This window comes from Actinoplanes sp. GCM10030250, assembly GCF_042666575.1.
GTDB lineage: Bacteria > Actinomycetota > Actinomycetes > Mycobacteriales > Micromonosporaceae > Actinoplanes.
Window position 1 is genome coordinate 15,925 of the sequence record NZ_JBHTDO010000060.1, and the last position, 18,607, is coordinate 34,531.

General features: G+C 68.0%; 17 protein-coding genes, 1 tRNA gene and 1 pseudogene. 13 read left to right on the forward strand and 6 right to left on the reverse strand.

The window, feature by feature from the left end; genetic code table 11:
* Positions 1-10 precede the first annotated feature (10 nt).
* From ACFQV6_RS42360 to ACFQV6_RS42390, 7 genes are all read left to right on the forward strand, one after another.
* Positions 11-841: a PmoA family protein gene (locus tag ACFQV6_RS42360; RefSeq protein WP_378033389.1), complete on the forward strand. Its 831-nt coding sequence runs from the start codon at positions 11-13 to the stop codon at positions 839-841.
* Positions 838-2,052 (forward strand): ROK family protein, encoded by a 1,215-nt coding sequence (locus tag ACFQV6_RS42365; protein ID WP_378033390.1) that lies wholly within the window; start codon positions 838-840, stop codon positions 2,050-2,052. Before ACFQV6_RS42360 ends, ACFQV6_RS42365 begins: the two co-directional genes overlap by 4 nt.
* Positions 2,053-2,228: 176 nt before the next feature.
* Positions 2,229-2,570 carry an acyl-CoA dehydrogenase family protein gene (locus ACFQV6_RS42370; protein WP_378033391.1) on the forward strand — a complete coding sequence of 114 codons (342 nt, stop codon included), beginning with the start codon at positions 2,229-2,231 and terminating at the stop codon, positions 2,568-2,570.
* Positions 2,543-3,157, forward strand: a complete 615-nt coding sequence (locus ACFQV6_RS42375) for a lytic polysaccharide monooxygenase (protein ID WP_378033392.1) — start codon at positions 2,543-2,545, stop codon at positions 3,155-3,157. The genes ACFQV6_RS42370 and ACFQV6_RS42375 overlap by 28 nt, the downstream gene beginning before the upstream one ends.
* A gap of 78 nt (positions 3,158-3,235) precedes the next feature.
* Entirely contained in the window at positions 3,236-3,418 is a 183-nt protein-coding gene (locus ACFQV6_RS42380; RefSeq protein WP_378033393.1) for a hypothetical protein, read from the forward strand.
* A gap of 71 nt (positions 3,419-3,489) precedes the next feature.
* Complete coding sequence (locus tag ACFQV6_RS42385; protein WP_378033394.1) at positions 3,490-3,885, forward strand: hypothetical protein; 396 nt, start codon at positions 3,490-3,492, stop codon at positions 3,883-3,885.
* Positions 3,886-3,890: 5 nt separating this feature from the next.
* Positions 3,891-6,620 (forward strand): glycoside hydrolase family 2 TIM barrel-domain containing protein, encoded by a 2,730-nt coding sequence (locus tag ACFQV6_RS42390; protein WP_378033395.1) that lies wholly within the window; start codon positions 3,891-3,893, stop codon positions 6,618-6,620.
* Between the two features lie 343 nt (positions 6,621-6,963).
* On the opposite strand, the gene ACFQV6_RS42395 is transcribed toward ACFQV6_RS42390, so the two are convergent.
* Positions 6,964-7,662, reverse strand: a complete 699-nt coding sequence (locus ACFQV6_RS42395) for a TetR/AcrR family transcriptional regulator (protein WP_378033396.1) — start codon at positions 7,660-7,662, stop codon at positions 6,964-6,966.
* Between the two features lie 76 nt (positions 7,663-7,738).
* Here ACFQV6_RS42395 and ACFQV6_RS42400 point away from each other — a divergent pair, with 76 nt between their 5' ends.
* Entirely contained in the window at positions 7,739-8,965 is a 1,227-nt protein-coding gene (locus ACFQV6_RS42400) for an FAD-dependent oxidoreductase (RefSeq protein WP_378033397.1), read from the forward strand.
* Between the two features lie 618 nt (positions 8,966-9,583).
* Complete coding sequence (locus tag ACFQV6_RS42405; RefSeq protein ID WP_378033398.1) at positions 9,584-10,177, forward strand: hypothetical protein; 594 nt, start codon at positions 9,584-9,586, stop codon at positions 10,175-10,177.
* Between the two features lie 858 nt (positions 10,178-11,035).
* Here ACFQV6_RS42405 and ACFQV6_RS42410 read toward each other — a convergent pair.
* Positions 11,036-11,171: transfer RNA gene (locus tag ACFQV6_RS42410), tRNA-Leu, on the reverse strand.
* Between the two features lie 381 nt (positions 11,172-11,552).
* A complete protein-coding gene (locus ACFQV6_RS42415) occupies positions 11,553-12,731 on the reverse strand; it encodes a tyrosine-type recombinase/integrase (RefSeq protein ID WP_378033399.1) in 1,179 nt (392 codons plus the stop codon).
* A 548-nt stretch (positions 12,732-13,279) separates the two neighbouring features.
* Here ACFQV6_RS42415 and ACFQV6_RS42420 point away from each other — a divergent pair.
* The 3 genes from ACFQV6_RS42420 to ACFQV6_RS42430 are packed head-to-tail and all read left to right on the forward strand — an operon-like array spanning position 13,280 to position 13,871.
* Positions 13,280-13,447: a hypothetical protein gene (locus tag ACFQV6_RS42420; protein ID WP_378033400.1), complete on the forward strand. Its 168-nt coding sequence runs from the start codon at positions 13,280-13,282 to the stop codon at positions 13,445-13,447.
* Positions 13,447-13,635, forward strand: a complete 189-nt coding sequence (locus ACFQV6_RS42425; protein WP_378033401.1) for a hypothetical protein — start codon at positions 13,447-13,449, stop codon at positions 13,633-13,635. The genes ACFQV6_RS42420 and ACFQV6_RS42425 overlap by 1 nt, the downstream gene beginning before the upstream one ends.
* Complete coding sequence (locus ACFQV6_RS42430) at positions 13,623-13,871, forward strand: hypothetical protein (RefSeq protein ID WP_378033402.1); 249 nt, start codon at positions 13,623-13,625, stop codon at positions 13,869-13,871. Before ACFQV6_RS42425 ends, ACFQV6_RS42430 begins: the two co-directional genes overlap by 13 nt.
* Before the next feature lie 400 nt (positions 13,872-14,271).
* On the opposite strand, the pseudogene ACFQV6_RS42435 reads toward ACFQV6_RS42430, so the two are convergent.
* Positions 14,272-15,252, reverse strand: a pseudogene (locus ACFQV6_RS42435) (TerC/Alx family metal homeostasis membrane protein); the annotation flags it as partial.
* A 112-nt stretch (positions 15,253-15,364) separates the two neighbouring features.
* On the reverse strand, positions 15,365-15,970 hold the full coding sequence (gene wrbA, locus ACFQV6_RS42440) for an NAD(P)H:quinone oxidoreductase (protein WP_378033403.1): 606 nt from the start codon (positions 15,968-15,970) through the stop codon (positions 15,365-15,367).
* Positions 15,971-17,002: 1,032 nt separating this feature from the next.
* Between wrbA and ACFQV6_RS42445 the strand changes: the two genes are divergently transcribed.
* The gene (locus ACFQV6_RS42445; protein WP_378033404.1) at positions 17,003-17,851 is read left to right on the forward strand and encodes an SDR family oxidoreductase; all 849 of its coding nucleotides are present in this window, start codon (positions 17,003-17,005) and stop codon (positions 17,849-17,851) included.
* Positions 17,852-17,914: 63 nt separating this feature from the next.
* Here the strand turns inward: ACFQV6_RS42445 and ACFQV6_RS42450 are convergent.
* Positions 17,915-18,607 (reverse strand): PucR family transcriptional regulator (locus tag ACFQV6_RS42450; RefSeq protein WP_378033405.1); only part of this gene is annotated, 693 nt, incomplete at its 5' end.

The window sequence follows — 18,607 nt, forward strand, 5'->3', positions numbered from 1 at the left end:
TCCTGCTTCCGTGACCGGTGACGCCCCAGCGACCCTACGTCTCGGCGACCGGCCCGTCGCCGAGTACGCATGGCGCCCGCATCTCCCGGCATCGCTGTCGCCACGGCCGTACCTGCATCCGGTCCGCACCCTCGCCGGCACCGTGGTGACCGAGTTGATGCCCGCCTCCCACCGCCACCACCTCGGCGTCAGCGTCGCCGTCGCCGAGGTGGACAGCGCCAACTTCTGGGGCGGGCGCACATTCATCCCCGGCCACGGGCCGACCTGGCTCGACAACCAGGGCAGCCAGGAACATCTGCGGTGGCTCCGGCGCAAGCCGAACCAGCTCATGCACACACTGCGCTGGAAGACCATCGACGGCGCCCCCCTGCTGTACGAACGCCGCACCCTGTCCTGGCAGCTGGCCGGGCCGGATGCGTGGGCCCTCGAATTCGGCTTCCGGCTCACCAACATCGCCGACCAGGAGCTACCGATCCGCAGCCCCGCCGCACACGGTAGGGCCGGGGCCGGCTACGGCGGATTCTTCTGGCGCGCCCCATCGGGTGACTGCCGGGTCACCGCGTCCGGCGACGGCGACGCCCACGGCCGGCCCGCCCGCTGGCTGTCGGTCGCCGGGCCGGGCTGGACATTGGTCTTCCTCGGCGGCGACGAGGCCACCCGCGCCGACCCGTGGTTCGTCCGCACCCGCGACTACCTGGGCATCGGCTCGTCACTGGCGTGGGACCGGCCGCTCGTGCTGGCGCCGCACGCATCCCTGAACCGGCGCATCGTCACCGTGATCGCCGACGGCGGCCTACCACCAGGACAGGCCGCCACCTACGCCGACGATCTCGCCTCATGAGCCGACCGGTGCACCGGGTGGCGCCCAACACCGACACCCCGATCCGGCAGGACAGTCTCCGGGCCCACAACCTCGACCTGACGTTCCGGCAGATCGCCGGTGCCCGCGGCACGCCCGTCTCCCGCAGCGAGCTCGCCACCACCACCGGCCTGACCCGCCCGACCATCTCCCGGATCATCGACGAACTCCTCGCCGCCGAACTGATCGTCGAGGCCGAACCCACCCGCTCCGGCAACAGCGGCCGCCCTCGCGTCGGCCTGACCCTGGCCCGCACCGGCCCCGCCGGCCTCGGCCTGGACATCCGAGCCGACGTGCTCTCGGCCTGCGTCGTCGACCTCACCGGCACGGTCCGGCACCTCGACTTCCTGCCTCATGACGGGCTCGACCCCGACGAGGTCCTGCACGGACTGACCACGATGGCCAACCGAGCCGTCCAGGCCGCCGCCGCCGAACGCCTCACCGTGGTCGGTGCGACGCTCGCCGCGCCCGGACCCGTGCAGAACAACTCCGTGGTGCGCTTCGCACCCACCCTCGGCTGGCGCGACGTCGACGCCGGCGCCGCCCTGTCCGGCGGGCTCCAACCCGCCGGACTGCCGGTCCGGGTCGACAACGACGCCCGCCTGGCCGCGCTCGCCGAGTGGTACGCGGCCGGCCAGGAGCTGAACAACTTCGTCTGCGTCAGCGGCGAGTTCGACATCGGCGCCGGCCTGGTCCTCGACGGCGTGCAACTGCGCGGATGGGCCGGCGAGGTCGGCCACGTGATGGTCGACAACGACGGCGCGCCGTGCGCCTGCGGAGCCACCGGATGCCTGCAACGCTACGCCGGATTGCAGGCGATCCTCGGCACCGCCGCCGAGCCGGGAATCGCACCCGCCGTCACCATCGACGCCTTGACATCCGCCGGCAATCCACGGATCGCCACCGCCCTCGACGAGGCCGGCACCGCACTCGGCGTGGCCATCGCCGGCCTGATCAACCTGGTGCGAGTCGACACCGTCCTGCTCGGCGGCAGCTACTCGCTGCTAGCGTCCTGGCTCATCGACGGCATCAACCGCGAATTGCACCGTCGCGTGCTCACCACGGCCTGGTCCCCGGTCGAGGTCCGCCCCGCCACCCTGGGTCCGGACGCCGCCGTCATCGGCGCCGCGCTCAGCACGGTCGACCTGGTACGGCGCGACCCCAACGGCTGGCTGGCCGGCGCACAGAATTGACCGGCGCGGGCTCCCACGATCACCCGGGTGGTTGATCGACTCCGGGCGGCGCAGGTGCCGAATCCAGCGCGGGCCGATCGTCCGGACCTTCGCGGCTGCGGCCAACTGGTTGAACCGGTCGGTAAGGTTGTCCGGGCGGATCGGCTGACCCCAGCAGCCGGCGCGACGATACTCGGGTGCGAGCTGGGCTGGACGTGATTGACACGGCTCCGCAGGTATTGGGCGCCCGAGGCTTTCTCGACACCAACACCGTCGGTCAGCATTCCCGCGATCACCGCTTGTTCCAGATGTTCGAGGGCTCGACCAAGGCGATCACGGTGCACCTGGGCACCGCGCTGATCAGACATCCCGGCGAGTCCACAAAGCTCGTTCGCCAGACCCAGTCGACCGCCCAGGCGCTCCGGCTGATCGACCAGTCACGGAGATCGGCGCCGATCGCTCGGATGACGCCGCCGCCCGGCACATCCACGCGGCCGTCGTCGGCGAGCTGGTGCTCGCCGTGGTACTCGCCACGATGATCAGCACGCTGTCGTGGGCCGGCCCGGCCGAGGCGCACGGCACGATCGTCAGCCCGGCCACCCGCGCGTACCAGTGCTGGCAGTCCTGGGGCAGCAACCACATGAGCCCGCTCATGCAGCAGCAGGACCCCATGTGTTACCAGGCCTTCCAGTCCAACTCGGACACCATGTGGAACTGGATGAGCGCGCTGCGGGACGGCCTGGGCGGGCAGTTCCAGGCCCGTACGCCCGATGGTCAGCTCTGCAGCAACGGCCTGGCCCGCAACGACAGCCTGAACAAGCCCGGCGCCTGGCGGCAGACCAGTCTCGGCGCCAACCTCAGCGTCAAGCTGTACGACCACGCGAGCCACGGCGCCGACTACTTCCGCGTGTACGTCAGCAAGCAGGGGTTCAACCCGGCCACCCAAAGCCTCGGCTGGGGCAACCTGGACTTCATCACGCAGACCGGCCGGTACGCGCCGGCGCAGAACATCTCGTTCACCGTCTCCACGTCCGGCTACACCGGGCATCACATCGTGTTCTTCATCTGGCAGGCCTCGCCCCTCGACCAGGCGTACATGTGGTGCAGCGACGTGAACTTCACCTGATCGCACCATCGCTGCGGCCCGGGACGCCGGCCGGCACCCCGGGCCGGGCAGCCCCGGCGACTAGGCGAAGGGGCCACCATGTCTTCTCGTTGGTACCGCAACCGCTACACCGGGGCGGCGGCGATCCTGCTCGCCGCCTCGGCCGGCGCGGCCGTCCTGGCCCAGTCACCCGGCTCGGAGGCCCAGTCGCCCGGACCGGGGGCCAGGCCGCCCAATCTGCGCACGCAGATCACCGACCGGATGCGCAGCACGCTCGAGTAGTCCGATCCGGGCACGCACAACCACGCGGCCACGACGTCGCACAGGCGACCACCGAGGGCGTCCGGCCTCCGGTGATCTGCGGGGTCCACCTGTACGGCTTCGAGCCGTCCGGGGCCACCGAGCTCGCCGAGGTCCGCATGGTCTCCGGCTTCCACCTCTGCGGCGTCGCCGAGCCGAAAAACCCGTGGGACGTGGCGGTCAAGCTGGCCGGCCCGGTGATCGTCGACATGTCGGCCGACCCGCCCGGAATCCAGCCGGTCGAGGCGACCGCTGACGTCCGCTTCGTCGACCGGCTGCGCGAGATGTTCCCCGCCCCCTACGCGGAACTGGCTTCCAATGAGGCACTGATCTCCGCTGAGATGACCGAGCTACGCCGCCGCTACGACGAAGTGGCCGGCGTCAGACCCGGACCCGCTGGGCAACAAACGGCAACCTCTTGGTCCGTCGCCGGTCAATCCAGATACTGACTGACATGGATATCAGGAGCGCGGTCACCCGCCGTACGATTCTGCACGGCATCGGCATCGGCATCGGCGCCGGCGCCGCGGTGTCGCTGCTGCCGCTGCCGGCCGAGGCCCAGAACCGTCGCCCTCCGCAGGCCGTACGGCAGCGCGAGCGGTCGCTGCTCGATCAGGGATGGGTGCACCGGCTGGGCGACCCGGCCCAGGCCCAGCAGCCGTCCCTGGACACGCGGGACTGGCGCCGGGTCTCGGTTCCGCACACCTGGAACGCCGCCGACTCGCTCGACGACGAGCCGGGCTTTTACCGGGGACCGGGCTGGTACCGGCGCCGGTTCGAGGTGACCGGGGCGCTTCAGCGGAAACGGGTCTTCCTGTATTTCGAGGGAGCGTTCCAGGTCGCCGACGTCTACGCCGACGGCGACCGGGTCGGCGGGCACGTCGGCGGATACACCGCTTTCAGCGTGGAGATCACCGACCAGGTACGCCGGACGCGCGCCGGCCACAGCATGGTCCTCGCGGTGCGGGTGGACAATAGTCACGACGACGACATCCCGCCGTACTCCGGCGATTGGACCTTATACGGGGGTCTGTACCGCAACGTCTGGCTGGTCACCACGGACGACCTGCACTTCGACGTCCTGGACCACGCGTCACCCGGCGTCCGCGTCGACACGCCCCAGGCCAGTGCCGAGCGGGCCGTCGTGCGCGTGCGGGGCCGCGTGGTCAACGACTCGGCCCGGCCGGCGACAGCGGTGGTCCGCAGCACGGTCGTCGACCGTCGCGGACGCGAGCTGGCGACACGGGCGGCCGAGCTGCGGATCGGCCCGGGCGCCGCGGCCGACTTCGAGCTGTCCCTGCCCGCCATCGCGCGCCCGCAACTGTGGTCACCGGAGTCGCCGTACCTCTATCAGGTCCGCACGGTCGTCGAGTCGGGCCACAAGCCGGTGGACCGGGTGGACGCGCCGCTGGGAGTCCGCTGGTTCTCGGCCGACCCGAACGGCTTCTCGCTCAACGGCCGGCCCTACCAGTTGCGCGGCACCAACCGGCACCAGGACATCGTGGGGCGGGGCAACGCCCTCTCCGACGCCGACCACATCCGCGACCTGAAGCTCATCAAAGCGATGGGCGCGAACGTGGTCCGCCTGGCCCACTATCCCCAGGCGCCCGCCGTGCTCGAGGCGGCCGACGAGCTCGGCCTGGCACTGTGGGAGGAGGTGCCGATGGTGAACCGGGCGACCATGACGCGCGCCTTCACCGACAACCACCTCAACAACATCCGCGACATGGCCCGCCAGCACTACAACCACCCGTCGATTCTCGTGTTCGGCACCATGAACGAGATCCTGCTGCGCCGCCCGGATCCGCAGCCGGCCGGCTACGAGGCCTGGATCCGCGACATGCTCGCGGAGGGCGAGGCTCTCCTGCGCGCCGAGGACCCCACCCGCCTGACCGCGATGGTCGGCCACCAGGCGGCCGCCTACAACACCTCGGGAATCGCCGACCTTCCGATGATCTGGGGCTGGAACCTCTATCAGGGCTGGTACGGCGGCCGGGTCGACCAGTTCGGCCCCTACCTGGACACCGAGCGCGCCGCCCATCCCGGCCGCGTGCTGTGGGTGTCGGAGTTCGGGGCCGACTCCGACGCGCGGCTGCATCGGGTGGTGCCCGGGGACCTTCCCGTCCTGGCCGGCCAAAACCCCTACCAGGACCAGAGTCTCGAATACCAGCAGTACTACCTGGAGTCGTATCTGCGCCAGATCGACCAGCGGCCCTGGCTCGCCGGTACGACCTACTGGTCGCAGTTCGACTTCGGCTCCGAGTCGCGTACCGGATCGGTGCCGCACGTGAACACCAAGGGCCTGATGCTGTCGAACCGCCGGCCGAAACCCGTCTACCACCTGATGCAAGCCTGGCGCGGGGTCGACGTGCTGCACATCGCCGCCGACCTGTGGAGCCGGCGGGCCGGTGTCGGTAGCCGCGAGCAGACCGTGACGGTGTACTCCAACGCGACGACGGTCGAGCTTTTCCACAATGGAGCTTCTTTGGGCGAGAAGCCCACGGACTCCATCGGGTACGTGTCGTGGATGGTGCCGTTCGTCGACGGCAAGAACCGGCTGCGCGCGCGGGGCGGCCGGCTGACCGACGAGGCCACCGTGCACTTCACCTACCACGCCCCGGTGCTGGCCGACCCGGCCGTACCGTTCAAGCGGATCAGTGTCTCGGCCGGCGCCATCGTGCAGTACGTCGACCCGGACGGCACCGTATGGCTCGAGGACCGCGAGTACACCCCCGGCGGCTTCGGCGCGGTGACCACCGACTTCACCGGTGGGTACGGCTGGATGAAGAACAACTGGGTCAACGGCACCAACGAGGACCCGCTCTACCAGACCTACCGCAAGGGCATGACCGCCTACCGCTTCGACGTCCCCGACGGCCGGTACCGGGTGACCCTGCGCTTCGCCGAGATCACCTCCGCCGGCGACACGGGTGGCGACGGCACCGCGGTGCCCGCACCCGGCGGCACGGTTCAGGTGCCGGTGGGCTGGCGGATCTTCGACGTCGCCGTCAACGGCCGTCCGCTGCTGTCCCGCCTCGACCTGGTCGCCCGGGTGGGCCAGCACCGGCCCTTCGACGTCACGACGGACGTACGGGCCACCGGCGGCCGCGGGATCGAGATCGGCTTCGCCGCCGTGCGCAACGTCCCGGTCATCAGCGCCATCGACGTGAGCGCCCGCCGCTGACGCCGGGCTGTCAGGATCTCGCCCGGGCCACCGCCCCGTAGCCGGTGGCCCGGACGGGAGTCGGCCAGGGGCCCGGCCCCGGCCAGTCGGAGACCGACCGCGGCGCAGGGGCAGGCCACGGCGCAACGATCGGCTCGCTGCTGTCGTGCTCCGCCTCGCCGCGTAGAGCGGTAGACACACGGGCGGCGAGCGTGGAGCTTGCCTACCGTTTGGCCACGCTTCAGGTGTGTTGAAGGCAACCATGTTTGGTGCCGGCGGCATGCTTACGACGGCAACCCGCAGACCCGGACCTCGGCTCAATTGATCTCGCCGGTGAGCACGTATTTGGATCCGCATGCGCTTGTCAGCGCAGCAGGGACCGGCCGAGCATCTCGGCGAGCATCTCGGCGAAAGCGTCGTCATCGGTGGACGGTGTGGCGAAGGCGGGGCCGTAGGTGATGCGCAGGATGAGGGTGGAAAAGGCCATGTTGAAGGCCGCCCATGCTGCCGCTTCTGGGTCGAGGTGGTTGATGTGGCTGCGTACGGTTAGCAGCAACCCGGTGAACGCTTCGCCGAGTCGGCGACTGTATCCAGCGCCGCGGCGGTAGACCTCCGGGTGGACGCCGGAGATCAGCACGATCGCTCGCAGAAACGCGCCGTAGCGCGTGTTGATGTTCACCAGGGCCTGCACCGCCGCGCGGATGAGTTGTTCCGGGTCGAGGCCGGCCCACCGGTGCGGGTCGGTGAAGACCTCCTGTTCGGCGAGGAATCGGGCGATGCCGTGTTCGTACACGGCCAGGAACAATCCCTCCTTGGTGTTGACCCGGGCGTAGACAGCGCGGGGAACGACCTGCGCGCGTTCGCAGACCGCGGCGATGGTGAAGGCCTCGTAACCGCCCTCTTCGAGAAGGGCGACGCCCGCGTCCAGGATGCGTTCCCACGCCTCGCGGCTGCGTTGTTGCAGCGGCGGGCGGATCTCCAACGCGTCAGCGTCGAACGTCATCGGTGCCACCGGCCCATCCTGCCCGATGTCGCTGCGGGCCTCGTATTCAAGTCTTGACATGCCGGTGACCTGGGGCACATCCTTCAGGCCAAACCGTATCAACCACTACGGTTTAAGTCGGTTGTCAGGAGCCCCTATGACCCCCACCCGCCGTGGACGTGTCGCCGTCATCGGAGCCGGCCCCGCCGGCATGGCCGCCGCCCTCTCCATCCACCAGGCCGGACATGAAGTGATGCTGCTCGAGCGCTACCCGCAGGCCCGGCCGGCCGGCAACATCCTCAACCTGTGGCCGCCGCCCATCAAGGCGCTCGGCCTGATGGGCGTCGACACCGCCGACCTCGGCGCGCCCTGCCTTACCGAATTCCGGTCCCCGGCCGGCAAGGTCCGGGTCCGGGTCAACCTGCCCGACGACGTGGTGCGCGACTACGGCGGCGGCTTCATCGGACTGCTACGCCCGGACCTGTACGAGCGGCTGCTCGCCGCGCTGCCGCCCGGCGTGCTCCAGGTCAACCGCACGGTGCAAAGCTTCGACCAGGACGAGACCGGGGTACGCCTGCACATGGCCGACGGTCACGTCGAGCATGTCGACGTCCTGGTCGGCGCGGACGGCATCGACTCCCTGGTGCGCCGCACGCTGTGGGGCGACTCACCGAAGCGGGAGCACCGGCTGCACATCTTCGGCGGCTACACCTTCGCCGACGTCCCCGGCGCCGACCGCGCGCTGGCGGTACTCACCCACAGCCGGACCGTGCAGGGCAGCTGGACCTCGATCCGCAGCAAGGGCCGCGACGGCTACCAGTGGTGGATGCTCTGCGCCCATGACCCCGGAGAACCCGCCCCCGGCGACCTGCACCCGGCCGCCACCGCACTGGCCGACGGGTTCCCGGCGCCGCTGCCGGATCTCATCGCCGCGACCGATCCGGCGCACGTGCAGCGCTGGGCGCTGCGCGACCGCAAGCCGCTACCGCAGTGGTCGAAAGGGCGGGCCACCCTGGTCGGTGACGCGGCGCATCCCACCAGCCCGTACGCCGCATACGGTGCGGGCATGGCCACGGAGGACGGCTACTTCCTCGGCCGCCGGCTCGCTGGCGTGAACCTGTCCGACCATCACGCGGTGCAGGCCGCGCTGCAGGCCTACGAGACTCCGCGCAAGCCGCACACCACCCGGCAAGTCCAGCAAGCCTGGATGCTGGGCAAGCTCTTCCACCACGCGCCAGCACTGCTGCGGCCAGTACGCGACGCGATCCTGGACCACACCCCACTGCTGCAGAAAGTGGTCGGCGAGTCCTCACCCGACGAGATCATCGCGCAAATCGCCACCATCGACGAGGCCGAAGCACAGTTCGCCGCCCGTACGAGCTGAAAGGTTGTATCGCCTCAAGGGCTGACCGGCACGGTCAGCCCTTGAGCTTCACCGCCCGGACCTGTCTCAACTCCCGCGAAGGCGAGGTATACCAGGGTCTTCGCAGCGACCGATGAACATGCCAATCGCCTTATGTCATCCCGATCTAAACCAGATACGTGGGAGGCCGAGGTTTACCTGATGCATGTCAGACTCTCTGGAGAACCATCGTGCTTGACCCCTGCCGTCCTGCCCGCGCCCGTTGGCGCCGGTCCCGGCGTGGCCAGCCTCGGAGCAGTTGCGGGTGGCAGCCCTGTCGCCGCGTCCAGACCGTGATCGTGAAACGACAGCCGCCCGGACCGCAGCCGAATCAGCGAACTCCAGCACGTCGCCAAACCTCGGCCGAGGGCCACCGCCCGGTCGAGCCCAAGGACGACCATCCTGGCACGTAGCCGGACCGAGGAACCCATGATCCGCTGGCGGCGCTTCGCTCGCGGCGCCGGGCTTGGACGAGCCTTTTGCGGCTGGGACGGCGGATCAACCGACGCGAGCCGTGGCAACCGAAGGCAGGCGTACGTAGGCGTCCATCGATACGGTTGTGGCTGTATGTGTTCAGGCGATCACAGGATGGTGGGCTACGTGAAGTGGTTCGGCAGGAAGCGCGGATCCGACGATGGCGATCAGGAAGCGCGGCCAGAAGACCTGCAGGCAGTACAAGAGATGATCGACCCGTATCACTCGCGGGCAAGCATCGTAGACGGCGACAGGCTGGTCCTGCAGCCAGGCCAAGTGCTGAGCAATGTCGCTCTGGCGATGGAACGCCTCGACAACGACATCAACACCCCCATCAGCATCAGCGACTTCGTCACTGAAGACGAGCTGATGGGCATGATCAAGAATCTCAGGTTAGGAGCACTGCTCTCAGCCCATGTAGTCAACACCGCGATGAAGATCATGTCAGCGCGCTACCCGGCAGAGTTGGTACGCCGACCTCTGCCGGACCAGTACGACCTGCGGAAGCTGCACCCGATTCGGCTCACTGACCACGAACACGAAACCGCACGAACGATCTTCAACCGGCGTACCGCCAGCACGGCCGATCTCGAACCCGACGACCTTCAGCCCGCGCTCAAGCCTATGGACAGCAGCGAGCAGATGCAGGTCTTCATGGCCCTCTTCTTCATGTTCGGCACCAAGGTCGGAGCCATGAAGTACAGCACCGGCATCCAGTAGTAATCCCGGAACCCGGCCCAGGAGGATCGGCAGCGCTTCGTGAATGGCGCTGCGGTCCTCCGCAAGACGCCGACTCCGCTTTTAAGGTGAGCATTCAGATCAACTCACGTGGAAATAGCCAACCACCCTGTTGCCAACAGCATGATCAAATGCGTTCTTCTCGGCAGTTCAGTGCATCGAATCACCTCGAAGGCAGCCAATCCGCACGCCTCAAAGCGAATCTCACGGCTCCGTGCCGCCCAACGCAGGCCCTGGCTTCGTCCGCTGATGCCCCGACCGGTCGCAGCGTTAGCCCGCTGGAGGTAGCTGGACTCGGCCGCGCCAGGCGGCCACGCTTTCAGCGAACACCCGCGGGGCGTGGAACCGGGGACTACCGCGGGACAACCCCGGTCAACTTCCGCAACGTACCGCCGACCGCGATCATGGAATGACAGCGGAGACACCGACGCACGACCACAAGCGTGAGCCAAGCCCATCAGTACAGCGCCGGATAGCCAAATGAGGGGGCCACTGCATCGGAGGGACGGGCCGAGATCACCGTACGTGCGTTCGTGTCGCCAATGTGTCGCGATCATCCACATCGGATATTGACCGGTTGAACCTGGTGGCAGGCGGCAGCTCACACGGCAAACCAGCACACCCAGGCCGCGAACATGCTGCTCAACGGCACTCTCGAGGATATGGTCCCAACCCACGACTAAGCCATGAGCATCTCACCGGGAAGCTGTAGTGGTCGGCAAGATCAACGAGACCTGCAGGAAAGCTTACGCACGTACGGGCAAAAATGCGTGTCGCGTCGCCGCGAACGTATCGATGTCTACACATGCAAAAGGCCAGCTACGCTGGCCTTTTGTTAAGTCGGGCTGACAGGATTTGAACCTGCGACCCCTTGACCCCCAGCATTGTTACATTTCTATCAAGCAATGCCAGTACGTGTCTTTATGTACGCAGAAACGGACAGATCAACACCGCACTGTCATCCAATTTCAGCCAGTCCCGAGAAAGTTGATCAACGCTGTGACCAGGCGTGTGACCACGCCCAATCAAGTGCGGTACCTGCCATCCGGTCCGAACCCGTTCCTGAAGGACATGAAGTGGACTGCGAGTCGCCGAGTACGCGGGCCATTCCGATGCCTGCCCGAAAATGCGCATCCGGAATGGTGCTGGCCGCGCGGGCCGCGCGGGCCGCGCGGCAGCGTCAACCACTTGACAGCCCATGAGAAGCACACCTCCCCCACCCGCGCAAGGCGAAGCGACACCAAATCACGCCTGCCCTGAGGAAACAATACATTGCCATTCGCTTTCTCGGCCGGCCAGCGACATCTCCCAGTGACTCCTGGCGCAAGGCGAACCGGTGCACCTTTCTCACCCCACATCACAGGATCGCCTTCGTCGCACGGCGCCTGCTTGATCGTCGGCGCAACTCGTGTCCGAGGACCGTGAGAACGGGGCCGGAACTGGCCTCGGGCGAGCTGTTCGTAGGTTCGGGTGACGTCACCAGTTCGGCGATGCGGTCGCTGGCCTCCAGCCGCCGAACGGCGCTGACCTTGGCGTAGTAACGCATGAGTGTGGCCGGATCATGACCGAGCCTCTCGGCGACTTCATGGATGCCATGCCCGGCGTCGAGCAGAGTCGACGCGATCAGATGCCGGATCTGGTGCGGCCCGATCGGCCGAACCTTGGCAGCGACAGCAAGCCGGTTGAACCGGTCGGTCAAATTGTCCGGCCGCATCGGCCGACCCGTACGGCCAGCGAACAGATACTGCGACGCCGATCCCGCCGCCATCCCGGCAAGGACCTTCAAGGTGACCGGGTCCAGGACCAGCGTGCGGACACCGTTGTGCGACTTCGGCGGCTTCACCCGAACCCTGCTCCCGGGATTCTCCACCACGATCTGCCGACGCACCGTCAACGTGCCCTGCACCGGCTCCAGATCACCACGCCGCAAACCACACAGCTCACCACGCCGCAGACCGGAGACGAGCAGCAGCCGCCACATCGGGTAGAGCCGGTCCTCACCAACATGGTCGCCGAAACGACGGGCCACAGCCAGCGTCCACACCGGCCGCTCATCGTCGCTCTCGCGCGGCTTACGCGCACCCAGGGTCCTGCCGAGCTGTTCCTCGAACGCCTTCGCCAACACCAGATCCAGGGTCCGCAGCGTAGTCCGGGAGTAGCCGGCAGCCTCCAGTTCGCGGTAGGCCCGCTCCACCATCCGAGCGCTGAGCCGGCAGGCGCGCACCCTGCCCACATACGGGTAGATCAGACCAAGCAGCCACGCGTAGTTGTACCTGGTATTCGGCTCGAGCTCCTGCTCACAGGCGAGCATCCAACCCTCACAGACGCTCTGCACCGTGTCGTTCACCCGCGGCCTCGACTGCCGCGCGTCACGCTGCCGGCAAAGCCGGTCGAACACCGTCTTCGCAGCCTCCTCCGTGACGAAACCGGTCCGCCGCGCCTGCATCCGGACCCCGCAGCTGTCGCTTCCCATCTCCAAGCGGAACCCGAACAACCCCGTCACCCGGTCTTGAACGATCGCACTGTCAGCGGACATGGGCCGCACCTCGGCTCAGTTATGGCTCCCGGACGAGAGGAGCCTTCACTTTCACCAACGAGGCCGACGGTGAAAGGCAATCGACTAGCGCAGATGTCACCCGATCGACGTACATCCGTTTGACCGACCCGATCGGCGTACGAGCCGGCCTGCGGCAGTTGCGCCGGAGGGCGGTGGCGTTCGATCCGTTCCTTCAACTGAGGCGCTCCTGCCAGGCGGTCACGGGGCGTGCGACGTGAGGGTGACGCTTCCGGCGGTTGATCGCCGGCACCGTACGGCGGATACGTGGATCTGAACGGTCCCGAGGCCGGCGGCCGGGCAGCAGGGCCGGGCGCAGCTAGATTCGCGGCTGCTCGGAGCGTCGCATTGGTTGCCCCCGGCTCCACGGTGCCTGCGCTGTCCGCGGGACGGGCTTGACGTGCGGCTTCGGGCGTCGGGTGAGAAACGCCGGCCTGTCACCTTGATGGCATGAAAGAGCGGGCCTCGCTCCTCGTGACTCCCGGCGGGATGCTCGGGGTGCTCACGTCAATCGACGAAGGAGGCCCCACATGTCAGCAGAGTACGACGGTCAGCAATACGTGGGTATCGATCTGCATCGTCGCCGGTCGGTGATCGTGCGGACCGACGAGGCCGCCGCCGAGGTGATCGAGGAGAGCGGGACCGCATGGGCGCTGAGCCGGGTCGCGCTGCTGCCGCGGATCAGGCGGAAGCCGTGATGTTGCGGGTGGTGGCCGGGCTCGACGTCGCCGCCACCGCACGGATGCTGGGCAAACGGCGCGGCGCGGTGCGCATTGCCACCATGCGGGGCCTGCGCCGGTTGGCCGCCGATCCGCAAGTCCGCGTCCGGGCCGACCGCTCGAGCCAACGACTCCACCGAGAAGGTGTAACAGGATGCGTGCCTTGATCCATGCGTTCCGAACCTGGCGGGCCGACCGGCGCGACCTCGACGAGACCGACCGGCTGATCGCGGGTGCTCGGGCCGGCACCGGGCTTGACCACCTGCTCGGCGCCGTGCGCGCCCCGGCCACCACCGGTGAGCTGAGCGGCGAGCAGGCGATGGCCGCCGCCGTCGCCGCGGAACGCCGCCGGGCCGCGGCGCCGGCACATTCGATTCGGGTACGCACGAGTCGCGCAGGGTGAGCAGCAACTGGAACTGTCCCCGATTGTGAAAATCAAGCCCGCGGCGGCGGCCGCCTCGGATCGAGCATCACGCGCCGCATACCGTTGCTGATCGGCCGCAGGAGCCGTGGCTTGAGAGTCTTTCACCGTTCCCGGCGTCGCTGAGCCGATCACTGGCAGCCGTCGCCGTCGGCAACAGCGGCGCAGCGGCGCCTCAGGAGTTGGCGTACGTCTGGGTGTTGTGCGCGTCACGCGCCTCGTGGAGAAGCATCATGAGCTTCTCCTGCTCACGGATCCGCGCACGGTACGTGTCCGGCAAACTCTTGATCACGTCGATCTCCTTGAGGAGCTCAGCGTAGATCTCCTCCCGGCGTGCCGGATCGTTCTCGATCTCCAGGTACTCGGTGGCGTGGCGCCGTGCCGCGGAGACGGCGTTCTGGGCCCGGCCCTTGGCGCTGAAGATCGACGCGAGGACGGTGACAGTCAGGATGCCCAGGATGAGTCCGAGCGACAGGCCCGTACCGATCTCGGTGACCGGGACCGGCCGGCCGTCGTTGATGAACGGCACGTTGTTCTCGTGCAGCGCGTGCAGGACGAGTTTGACGCCGATGAGGCCGAGGATCGCGGCGAGGCCGTAACCGAGGTAGACGAGCCGGTCGAGCAGCCCGTCGATGAGGAAGTACAGCTGGCGCAGGCCGAGCAGCGAGAAGGCGGTCGCTGTGAACACGATGAACACGTTCTCGGTCAGGCCGAAGATGGCCGGGATGGAATCCAGAGCGAAGAGGATGTCGGTGCCACCGATGGCCACCATGACCAGCAGCATCGGGGTCATCACCCGCTTGCCGTCCTGAACGGTGAACAGTTTGTCGCCGTCGTAGGTGTCGCTGGTGTGGAACAGTTTGCGTGCCAGGCGGACCATGATGTTGTCTGCGGTGTGGCTGTCCTCTCCCCCGGGTTTGAGCATGTTCCCGGCGGTCACCAGCAGGATGAGCCCGAACAGATAGAAGACCCAGGCGAACGAGCTGATCAGGGCGGCGCCGAGGAAGATGAACCCGGTCCGGGCGATCAGGGACAAGACGATGCCGATCAGCAGGACCTTCTGCTGATCGGCGCGCGGCACCTTGAAGCTGGTCATGATGATGAGGAAGACGAACAGATTGTCGACCGACAGCGCCTTCTCGGTAACATATCCGGCGAAATACTCCGTACCCATGGTCGTGCCGCCGAAGACCCATACACCGACGCCGAACACGATGGCGATGCCGACGTAGAGACCCGACCAGCGGGCCGCCTCCGCCAGAGTCGGGATGTGCGCCTTCCGTACATGAAAAATGAAGTCGAACAACAGCAGACCGGCGATGCCGACCAGCGTGAACGCCCAAACCACGACGGGTACGGTCATGGCGCAGCTCCGTTTCCGGTACAGGTACGAATCGACGAGCCTCAGCGGTTCAGCGGTTCAGCGGCTCAGCAGCGATCGACCGCAGCTGGCAGGCCGGTGGGTGCCGTCCGCGCTAGGCACTCAGTTTGGCCGCCACCCGCACCGCCCGTTGGGCCAAGTGGTCCAGCGCCGCAAACTGCACATCGGTGAGCGGCGCGTCGTTGTTGCCTCCGGTCACGTGCGAGACACCGTACGGGTTGCCGTCGGCGAACTTCAGCGGATCGGTGTACCCCGGCGCAACGATGATCCCGCCGAAGTGATGAATGGTGTTGTAGAGGGCCAGCAGTGTGGATTCCTGACCGCCGTGCTGCGTCATGCTCGCGGTGAATCCCGCGTAGACCTTGTCGGCCAGCAGACCCTGCGTCCACTGAGGGCCGAGCGTGTCGAGGAACTGTTTGAGCTGGCTCGCCACGTTGCCGTACCGGGTCGGACTCCCGAACAGCACCGCATCTGCCCATACGACGTCGTCCGCGGTCGCCTTCGGCTCGTCCTTCGTCCGATCGAAGTGCTGGCTCCACGCGCTGTTCGAGGCGATCGCCTCCGCAGGCGCGAGCTCCGCCACCTGCCTCAGGCGGACCTCCGCGCCCGCCTTCTCGCCGGCCTCGGTGAGCCGCTGCGCCATCGTGTGGATCGTTCCGGTCGACGAGTAGTAGACGACTGCGAGTTTGACCTGCTTCATAACTCTCCTTCCGCACATCGATCGGGCCAGAGCCTGCGGCAATGACGATGCCCGAAGTCCGACGGGTACCCACAGAACCGCAGTCGATGCGGGAGTGTTGTCGGCGCTTCAAACTTGAGTGGGTTGTGTCAGGGCAGTGTTCATCCTGTCCACGCCGGCTCGGCACCAACGCGCCGCGCACATCAGCCCGTACGAGTCGTCGACCGTACGGAAGCCGAAGGAGTCGCAAGCGCCGCTGCCGAGAGCTGCAGGAGGCCTCCTGGCGCGCCGGCAACGGCAGCCGGACGTCTACGTGATCGTCGCGCCCAACCTCGGGATGGCCAACCTACCCGGCCCAAGCCACGACGGTCCGGTTTGACGCCGATCCCGCTTCGTACACCTGCACGTGGCGTCGGAGCTGCGCTTGGCGCCGTACATGGCCAGGTCGGCGTGGTGCAGCAGCTCGGCCGCGTCGTGGGATCCATCGCCCCGATTGCCGAAGACCGGGCCGGCATTGGCCGGGCTCCTCCCACCCGGGAGGGACAAACCGGCCGGCCGCGCCCGGAGGCCTGTTGCTCGGCCCATGCGAGTGCCACCGCCAACGCCTCTTGGTGATGGCGGCCGGAAAGATGTGGAACCCACGCCGCCTCGAATCGACGAGCGGCAATCGCGTGTTCCGACCCTCCGCCGGCTGGATCGTCGTCGCGCTGCCGCTCCCGCCCGGCCGGCAAGGGCAGGGAACCGGATCGAAATTCTGGCCCGACACCCGCTTGTGGCAGGCCGACACCGACTGACGGCCGGGCGATGCGAACGGCCTGCCCGACGCAACATTGACATATTGCGCCATCGATGGCTGTCTGGTCGCATGGCTCCGGCAGCACTGGCGCCCCGAGGCACTGCCCGGACTGCGCCGGCTCACCGCAGCGGTACACGCCACCGGCGCCAAGGTCAGCGCCCAGATCGGTCCCGCCGGCCCGGTGGCGAACCCCCGCTCGAACCAGCTGCCCTCGCTCGCACCGTCAAGAAGGTTCAACCCGGCTGAGAGGACCAGGCATGGGTACGTACGCGGTGACCGGTGCCGCCTCAGGCATGGGCAAGGCCACGGCTGAGCGCCTCCGTGGTGACGGGCACACCGTCATCGGCGTGGACCTACGTGCCACCGAGGTCATCGCCGACCTCTCCTCGCCGCAGGGACGCGCGGCAGCATCGGCCGAGGTACTCGATCTCGCCGGCGGCAGGCTCGACGGTGCCGTCTGCGCCGCCGGGCTCGGCGGCGTCCCGGGACGTGACAGCATGATTCTGCAGGTCAATTACTTCGGCGTGGTAGACCTGCTCGAAGCGTGGCGATCCACGTTGGCCACGGCCGGCAACAGCAAGGTCGCGGTGTTCGGGTCCAACGCCACCACCCTCACCCCGATAGTGCCGCGGGCAGCCGTGCGGGCCCTGCTCGACCGGGACCCCGACAGGGCGATGCGCGCGGTGCGGCGTTTCGGAAACCGTTCAGCGGTTTTCGCGTACGCAAGCTCCAAGCTCGCTCTGACCAGATGGGCGCGCCGCAGCGCGATCTCGCCGCAGTGGGCCGGTGCAGGTATTCGGCTCAACGTCCTCGCTCCCGGCATCGTCGCCACCCCACTGCTCGACGAGCAGATCGCCCGGGGCCAGAAGGACGCGGTGCAACATCTGGCCGTGCCGATCGGCGGCCGCGGCAAGCCGCAGGATGCCGCGGAATGGGTGGCGTTCATGCTGTCGCCTGCCGCCGACTTCCTGTGCGGCTCGGTGATCTTCCTGGACGGCGGGTCCGACGCCTACTTCCGCACCGACGACTGGCCCGTCTCGACCGGCGTCGCCGGAGCGATCCGCTACCTGCGGCGCGCCAGAGCCTGGCGCAACCGGCCCTCGTAGTTGATCCGAATTCACACGCTCACCGTCACCCGGCGGTGCTCCCGGTGGTCCGCAAACCTCCGTTCAGCCGGGTGTCGGCAGCGGCTCCTCCGGCCAGTTGAGCACCTTGGCACCGAGCACGGCCGCCTGCAGGGTGAAGCGGTGAGCGGGGTCAGCGGGGTCGTAACCTGTCAACGTCTTGACCCGGGCCAGCCGGTAGGTGACGGTGCGCACCGACACGTGCAGCCGTTTGGCCGACTCGGTAGCCACCTCGCCGGTGGCGAAGTAGGCCTCCAGGGTGTCGAGCAACGGCGCGGCACCGCCACGAGCCTGGGTCAGCGGCGTCAGGACCGCCTGCACCAGGTCGACGATGGCGAGCTGGTCACGCAACAGCACTCGATAGATGAGCAAGTCATGGCCGTTGATCACCGGAGTGTCCGTCTTCAGCCGGCCCGCCATGGTGAGCGCCTCGCGAGCCTCCTCGTAAGACCGGGCGATGCCGTACAGGCCCGGGTGTCCACGGCCGACCGCGACCCGCCACGGTCGTCCGCGGCGCAGCCGGCTCAGCTCGCGGTGCATGAGCCGGCCCAGCTCGTTGCTCGCGCCCATCCCGGACGACAACCGGCCCGCCGCCGCAGTCTGCGTCGGCGCGATCACCACCAGCAGTCCGTCCTTCGTGGCTACGAGGACATCGCGGTCACCGAGCCGGTCGAACATCACCGCTTCCAGGGCGCTGATGGCCGCGTCGGCGTCCGGCAACCGCCTGCTCGGCACGGC